This window comes from Pedococcus sp. (genome assembly GCF_036554925.1).
GTDB lineage: Bacteria > Actinomycetota > Actinomycetes > Actinomycetales > Dermatophilaceae > Pedococcus_A.
Genome location: NZ_DATBMI010000188.1, coordinates 1 through 7,421, shown reverse-complemented (window position 1 = coordinate 7,421; position 7,421 = coordinate 1). Strand labels below are relative to the sequence as shown.

5 protein-coding genes are annotated in these 7,421 nt (G+C 71.3%); 4 read left to right on the top strand and 1 reads right to left on the bottom strand.

Annotated elements, in window-relative coordinates:
- Both VIB11_RS14580 and VIB11_RS14575 read left to right on the top strand, forming a co-directional pair.
- Positions 1-934 (top strand): histidinol-phosphate transaminase (locus VIB11_RS14580; RefSeq protein WP_332032012.1); only part of this gene is annotated, 934 nt, incomplete at its 5' end.
- A gap of 192 nt (positions 935-1,126) precedes the next feature.
- Positions 1,127-4,435, top strand: a complete 3,309-nt coding sequence (locus VIB11_RS14575) for a S8 family serine peptidase (protein WP_332032010.1) — start codon at positions 1,127-1,129, stop codon at positions 4,433-4,435.
- A 72-nt stretch (positions 4,436-4,507) separates the two neighbouring features.
- On the opposite strand, the gene VIB11_RS14570 is transcribed toward VIB11_RS14575, so the two are convergent.
- Positions 4,508-4,996, bottom strand: coding sequence for a hypothetical protein (locus VIB11_RS14570; protein ID WP_332032008.1), 489 nt, complete (start codon positions 4,994-4,996; stop codon positions 4,508-4,510).
- Positions 4,997-5,098: 102 nt separating this feature from the next.
- Between VIB11_RS14570 and mgrA the strand changes: the two genes are divergently transcribed.
- Positions 5,099-6,145 carry an L-glyceraldehyde 3-phosphate reductase gene (gene mgrA, locus VIB11_RS14565; protein ID WP_332032006.1) on the top strand — a complete coding sequence of 349 codons (1,047 nt, stop codon included), beginning with the start codon at positions 5,099-5,101 and terminating at the stop codon, positions 6,143-6,145.
- A 208-nt stretch (positions 6,146-6,353) separates the two neighbouring features.
- On the top strand, positions 6,354-7,421 hold a 1,068-nt coding region (gene pdhA / locus VIB11_RS14560), incomplete at its 3' end, for a pyruvate dehydrogenase (acetyl-transferring) E1 component subunit alpha (RefSeq protein WP_414695851.1).

The window sequence follows — 7,421 nt, the reverse complement described above, 5'->3', positions numbered from 1 at the left end:
CAAGGTCGTGCAGGACGCCGCCACGGCGATCAACCGCTACCCCGACATGGCCGTCACCGAGCTCACCCAGGCCCTGGCCGACACCCTCGGGGTGCCGGTCGAGCACATCGCGACCGGCACCGGCAGCGTCGGCGTGCTCGGCCAGATCATCCAGGCCACCTGCGACCCCGGCGACGAGGTCGTCTTCGCGTGGCGCTCCTTCGAGGCGTACCCGATCGTCACGGCTCTCGCCGGCGCGAAGGCCGTCATGGTCCCCCTCGACGAGCACTGTCGACACCGCCTCGACGCGATGCGCGACGCGGTCACCGACCGCACCCGCGTGGTGCTGGTGTGCACCCCCAACAACCCGACCGGGCCGATCGTGCACCACGACGAGCTCGAGCGGTTCCTCGACGAGGTCCCGGCCGACGTGCTCGTCGTCATCGACGAGGCCTACCTCGAGTTCGTCCAGGACGAGCAGGCGCCCGACTCGCTGGCCCTCTACCGCGACCGCCCCAACGTCGTGGTCCTGCGGACCTTCTCGAAGGCCTACGGCCTCGCCGGTCTGCGGGTCGGGTATGCCGTGGCGCACGAGCCCGTGGCCGCCGCCCTGCGCAAGACCGCCGTCCCGTTCGGCGTGAACTCGCTCGCCCAGGCGGCGGCAGTGGCCTCGCTCGGCGCGTTCGACGAGCTCAAGGAGCGGGTCGACGCCATCGTCGCCGAGCGGACCCGGGTCGAGGAGGCGCTGCGCATGCAGGGCTGGTTCATCCCCGAGACCCAGGCGAACTTCGTGTGGTTCCCCCTCGGTGACCGCAGCGCCGCGTTCGCCCAGGCTGCCCAGGAGGCCGGGCTGACGCTGCGGCAGTACGGCAATGACGGCGTGCGGGCCACCATCGGCGAGCCCGAGGCGAACGGCGTGCTCATCGAGGTGGCCCGCAGGTTCCTGGGCGAATAGTCCGATTGGCCTGCGTTCGCGCCGACTGGCGTGCGCGGCATACGGAAACTTTGCTTTTGGCCTCTTCCCCCGGGCGCCTCCCCCGTACAGACTGACCGCGTCGCTGCCGACAGGGGAGCGCCATCGTCGCGTGACCTGCGCGGCGGAGGGAGCCGCGCGGATCGCCCGGCTGGGGAGGAAAGGACACTGCCAGTGACCACACGACGCATTGCGCGCCGGGGAGTCACGGTGGTCGCCGGGTTCGCTGTTGCTGGACTGGTCGCAGGTGCTGCTGCCCAGACCGCATCGGCCGGCCAGGGCGACCCCCGGGGATCCATCGAGAGGGCACCGAAGGCACACACGACCAAGGACAAGGCCAAGAAGTCCACGTCGGGGGACAAGCTCGGCTCGCACGACCGGGAGCTGCTCGCGAAGGCGGAGAGCCGGGGCGCCAAGCGCGTCACCGTCATGCTCGCCACGGGTCAGGGTGCGACGAAGGAGGTCGTCCAGCAGGTCAAGGCGGCCGGCGGCCACACGGCCACGGTCAACGACCGCATCGGCTACGTGCGCGCCAGCGTCCCGACCGGCTCGGTGACCAAGGTCGCCGGGCTGGCCAAGGTGATCGCGGTCGACCTCGACGAGTCGATCCCCCTGCCCGACCCCGAGGCACAGACCGGTCGAGGCGGAGCGGTGGCGGCGGTGGCCGGCCCGGGCGCCGGCACCCCGGACGACAACCCCTACATGCCGACCCGTGACACCGGCTCCGTCGCCTTCAAGACGGCACATCCCACCTGGGACGGGCGCGGGGTGACCATCGGCGTCCTCGACTCCGGTGTCGACCTCGACCACCCGGCGCTGAAGACCACCAGCACCGGCGAGCGCAAGATCGTCGACTGGGTGACGGCGACCGACCCGGTCTTCGACAGCGACGGCACGTGGCGGGCGATGCTCACGACGGTCCAGGCGACCCCGACCTTCACGGTCCCGAACGCCGGGACGTGGACCGCCCCGGCCGCCGGTGAGTACCGCTTCAACCGGTTCTCCGAGGCGATCACCGCGGCGAGCGAGCCCGGTGGCGACGTCAACCGCGACGGTGACACCACCGACCGGTTCGGCATCCTCTACAACACCTCGACCCACGACATCTGGGTCGACGCCAACCAGGACCAGGCCTTCACGGCCGCCGAGATGATGCGTCCCTACAAGGAGCGCTTCGACATCGGCCACTTCGGCACGGACAACCCGTCGACGCCGGTCGTGGAGAGCATGCCCTTCACCGTCGAGTACCGCGAGGACGTCGACCTCTCGCCCTACCAGGACCCCTCGCTGCCGCCGACCACCGACTTCGTCAACATCGGCATCGTCGAGGACGCCCATGGCTCGCACGTCGCGGGCATCGCGGCGGGGCACAGCCTCTTCGGCGGCGAGATGGACGGCCAGGCCCCCGGCGCCAAGATCGTCTCCTCCCGTGCCTGCACGTGGGGTGGCGGCTGCACCGCCGCCGCGCTGACCGACGGCATGGTGGACCTCGTCGCCAACCGTGGGGTGGACGTGGTCAACATGTCCATCGGCGGCCTGCCGGCGCTCAACGACGGCAACAACGCACGGGCCGAGCTCTACGACCGGCTCATCTCCGTCTACGGCGTGCAGCTGGTCATCTCGGCCGGCAACAGCGGCCCCGGCATCAACAGCGTCGGTGACCCCTCGGTGGCGAACGACGTCATCAGCGTGGCCTCCTCGATCACGAAGGAGACGTGGCTGGCCAACTACGGCGCGGTGGTCTCCTCGCCGATCAACGTGCACAACTACTCCTCGCGCGGCCCGCGCGAGGACGGTGGGTTCAAGCCGAGCATCATGGCGCCGGGTTCGGCGGTCTCGACGGTGCCGCAGTGGCTCAAGCAGCCGGACCTGGCGGAGGCCGGGTACACGCTGCCCTACGGCTACGCGATGTTCAACGGCACGTCGATGGCTTCGCCGCAGACCGCCGGCGCTGCAGCCCTGCTGCTCTCGGCGTCCTTCGACCGCGGCCTCTCGGTGACCCCGAGGCAGCTGCGCGAGTCGCTGTACAGCTCGGCGAACTTCGTCAAGGGCCTCGAGCCGATCTCCCAGGGCACCGGTCAGGTGGACGTGCCGGGCGCGTGGGCGCTGGTCCAGAAGAGCCCGAAGCCCGCGGACTACAGCGTCTCGGCTCCGGTCTGCACCCCGATCTCGGACTTCCTGGCGGTCCCCGACCGCGGCCAGGGCGTCTACAACCGCTGTGCGGCGGGTGAGGGCGGCCAGGTCGTGGGCAAGTCCATGACCTACAAGGTCGACGTGACCCGGACCTCCGGCGGCAGCAAGGCCGTCAAGCACGACATCCGGCTGGTCGGCAACGACGGCACCTTCTCGGCTCCGCGCTCGGTCACCCTCCGCCTGGACCGCAAGGCCCGGCTCGCGGTGAAGGCCAAGCCGACCGGGAAGGGCGACCACTCCGCGATCCTGGAGATCGACGACCCGGCGACGCCGGTGGTCGACCACCGGGTGCTGCTGACCGTCGTGGCCTCCGAGGACCTCGCCGCCCCGTCGTTCACCCGGAGCACGAGCGGCTCGGTCGAGCGCAACCTCACGAAGAAGGTGTTCGTGACGGTGCCGCCCGGGGCCCAGGCGCTGCAGGTGAACCTCAGCGGCATCGCCACGAACAGCCAGGTCCGCTGGATCGCCTACAACCCCTACGGGGTGCCGGTCGAGTCCACGTCGTCGCTGGTGTGCTTCACCAACTTCAGCAACCCGGCGACGTGCAACCCGACGTCCCGCAACTACGCGGACCCGCTGCCGGGCGTCTGGGAGCTCCAGGTGGAGGCGCGGCGCACCACGCCGTTCCTGACCAACCCGTTCACGCTGACGGCGGCGGCGCAGGGCGTCACGGTCGACCCGGCCACGCAGACCCTGGCCAGCGTCAAGCAGGGTCAGGCGACGCCCGTCTCGTGGACGGTGACCAACGCGTTCGGGGCTGTCACGCTCACTCCGCAGGGTGGGCCGCTCGGCAGCTCGGTGGCCGGGCGCAAGTCCATCGCCACCGGTGAGTCGCAGGAGTTCACGGTCACGGTGCCGGCAGGGGCAACCCGTCTCGACGCCTCCATCGGCAACCCGTCCGACGTCGGCGCCGACCTCGACCTCTACCTGTACAACGCCGCCGGGACCCTGGTGGCGCAGCAGGCGGACGGTGACGCCGAGGAGGCCGTGTCGCTGGCGAACCCGCCCGCGGGCACCTACACGGTCGTGGTCGACGGCTACGAGATCCCCTCGGGGACCACGGAGTACGACTACCGCGACGTGTTCTTCTCGCCCGCACTCGGCTCCCTGACGGTGCCGGGCACGGCGGTCAGCCTGGCGCGCGGTGCGTCGACGACGGTGACCGGCCAGCTGACGGCGAACGCCGCCCCGGCCACCGGTCGCCAGCTCTTCGGCGAGATGCGGGCCGTCTCGTCCGAGGGCGCCGTCCTCGGCACCGGTGCGGTGGTGGTCAGCGCGGTCACCCCGTGACCGGCTGACCCAGCCTGAGCACAAGGCGGCCCCCGGCACACCTCACGGTGCGCCGGGGGCCGTTCCGCGTTCCTAGGCGAGCCGCTCGCTGACCTGGAACGGCTGGCCCTGCTGGCAGGTGGTCACGGCGTGGTCCAGCGGCGCGCCCCGCACGGTGACCCGCTGCCCGGGCTTGATCCCGGCGACGGCGCCGATGAGCAGCAGGGCCTGCTGGGTGCTCGCGCCGTCGGGCGTGAGCAGCAGGCAGCCCGCCTCGACCCCGGCGCTGACGGTGCCGGTCACGGTCATCAGCCGGCCGCGCCCGCTGGAGGGGAGGGTGGGGCTCTCCGGGTTGAAGGGGGTGCTGGAGGTGGCGCCCGGGGTGGGGGTGGACGACGTCGACGACCCGGCGGGGGTGCTCGGCGACGCCGCTCCACCGCCGGTGTCGGGCGACCCGCAGGCGGCGGCGAGCAGCACCCCGGCAGCGACCAGGCCGGCGGTGCCCGCCAGCGCGCGACCCGAGGGCGCGCGGCCCGCGAGCGCGCCTGTGCGGGTCTCCTGTCCGGGGGCGACGGTCCTCATCTGGCCATCCTCGCCCGGCAGTCGCGGCGCCGCAACGGCCCGGTCCACGGGCTCGGCCCGCCGCCACGGCGGGGTGGCCGCGCGCGGCATACAGTGATCGTCATGGTCGACACCTGGCTGCCCGCATATCTGCCCAACCCCGACCGCTACGGCCCGATGCCCTACCGCCAGGTGGGCACCAGCGGCCTGCGCCTGCCCGCCATCTCCCTCGGCATGTGGCACAACTTCGGCGACGACAAGCCGTTCGACGTGCAGCGGGCCATCCTGCGTCGCGCCTTCGACATCGGCATCACCCACTTCGACCTCGCCAACAACTACGGCCCGCCGTACGGCTCGGCCGAGACCAACTTCGGCCGGCACTTCCAGGACGACTTCAGGCGCTTCCGCGACGAGCTCGTCATCAGCTCCAAGGCCGGCTACGACATGTGGCCCGGCCCCTACGGCGACGGTGGCTCGCGCAAGTACCTCATGGCGAGCCTGGACCAGACGCTGCAGCGCACGGGCCTGGACTATCTCGACATCTTCTACAGCCACCGCCCCGACCCCGACACCCCGCTCGAGGAGACGATGGGGGCGCTCGCGAGCATCGTCCACCAGGGCAAGGCGTTGTATGCCGGCATCTCCAGCTACAGCCCGGAGCTCACCGCCCGCGCGGCGGACCTGCTCAAGGAGATGGGTGTCCCACTGCTCATCCACCAGCCGAGCTACTCGATGCTCAACCGCTGGATCGAGGGTGGGCTGCTCGACACCCTCGGCGAGCGGGGCATCGGCTGCATCGCCTTCAGCCCGCTCGCGCAGGGCATGCTGACCAACAAGTACCTCGGCGGCATCCCCGAGGGGTCGCGGGCCAGCCAGGGCAAGTCGCTCTCGCCTGACCTGCTGACCGACGAGTCGCTGACGCACGTCCGCTCGCTCAACGACGTCGCGCAGGAGCGCGGGCAGTCGCTGGCGCAGATGGCGCTGGCGTGGGCGCTGCGCGACGAGCGGGTCACGTCGGTGCTCATCGGGGCCTCCTCGGTGGAGCAGCTCGAGGACAGCGCGGCTGCGGTGGCGAACCTCCGCTTCAGCGACGCCGAGCTCGACGAGATCGACCGCCACGCCGTCGAGGCCGGCATCGACCTCTGGCGCCCCCAGTCCCGCCTCACCTGACTGCCGGGGACGGTGGGAGGAGTCCGGATTCTGGGATTTTCCGGCCGCCCGGTACCTTGAACCCTGCAAGGCCCTTTGTGAGCGCCACCACACCAGGCGGCGCAGCCAAGCCCTGCCGCAGTAACCGAACGCGGTGACCCCGCAGGGGTGCCGCGGCCCGAGCCGATGGCCCCGGACACCCCGGCGGCCTGAGGGAACAGGAGTGCCTGTGAGCGACAATGCCGTCGCCAACGCCAGCACCGAGCAGGTGCTGGCCGAGCTGACCGCGCCGGTCCCCGAGGTGGGTGACGGCGGGCCCGAGATGGTGCAGCTGCTGACGCCTGAGGGCCAGCGCGTCGAGAACACCGAGTACGACCACTACGTCGCCGGCCTGGACGACGAGGACCTGCGCGGCTTCTACCGCGACCTCGTGCTGATCCGTCGCGTCGACGCCGAGGCCACCGCGCTGCAGCGCCAGGGCGAGCTCGGCATCTGGGCCAGCCTCCTCGGTCAGGAGGCGGCGCAGGTCGGGTCCGGCCGGGCGATGCGCCCGCAGGACTACGCGTTCCCGACGTACCGCGAGCACGGCGTCGCGTGGTGCCGCGGGGTCAACCCGCTGAACCTCCTCGGCCTCTTCCGCGGGGTCAACCACGGCGGCTGGGACCCGAACGAGAAGAACTTCCACCTCTACACGATCGTCATCGGCGCGCAGACCCTGCACGCGACCGGCTACGCGATGGGCATCCAGCGCGACGGCGACGTCGGCACCGGTGACGAGGACCGCGACGCGGCCGTCATCGCCTACTTCGGCGACGGTGCCAGCGCGCAGGGCGACGTCAACGAGGCGTTCGTCTACGCCGCGGTCAACAACGCCCCGGTCGTCTTCTTCTGCCAGAACAACCAGTGGGCCATCTCCGAGCCCAACGAGCGCCAGACCCGCATCCCGCTCTACCAGCGCGCCCGCGGCTTCGGCTTCCCCGGTGTCCGGGTCGACGGCAACGACGTGCTCGCCGTGTATGCCGTGACGCAACAGGCTCTCAACGCCGCCCGCAGCGGCAACGGCCCGACCTTCATCGAGGCCTACACCTACCGGATGGGTGCGCACACCACCTCGGACGACCCGACCAAGTACCGCGTCTCCGCCGAGGTCGAGGTGTGGAAGCACCGCGACCCGATCGAGCGCCTGAAGTCCTACCTCGTGCACGAGAAGAAGGCCGACCAGGACTTCTTCGACGCCGTCGACCGTGAGGCCGACGAGCTGGCCGCGACGGTCCGCGAGGGCTGCCTGAACATGCCC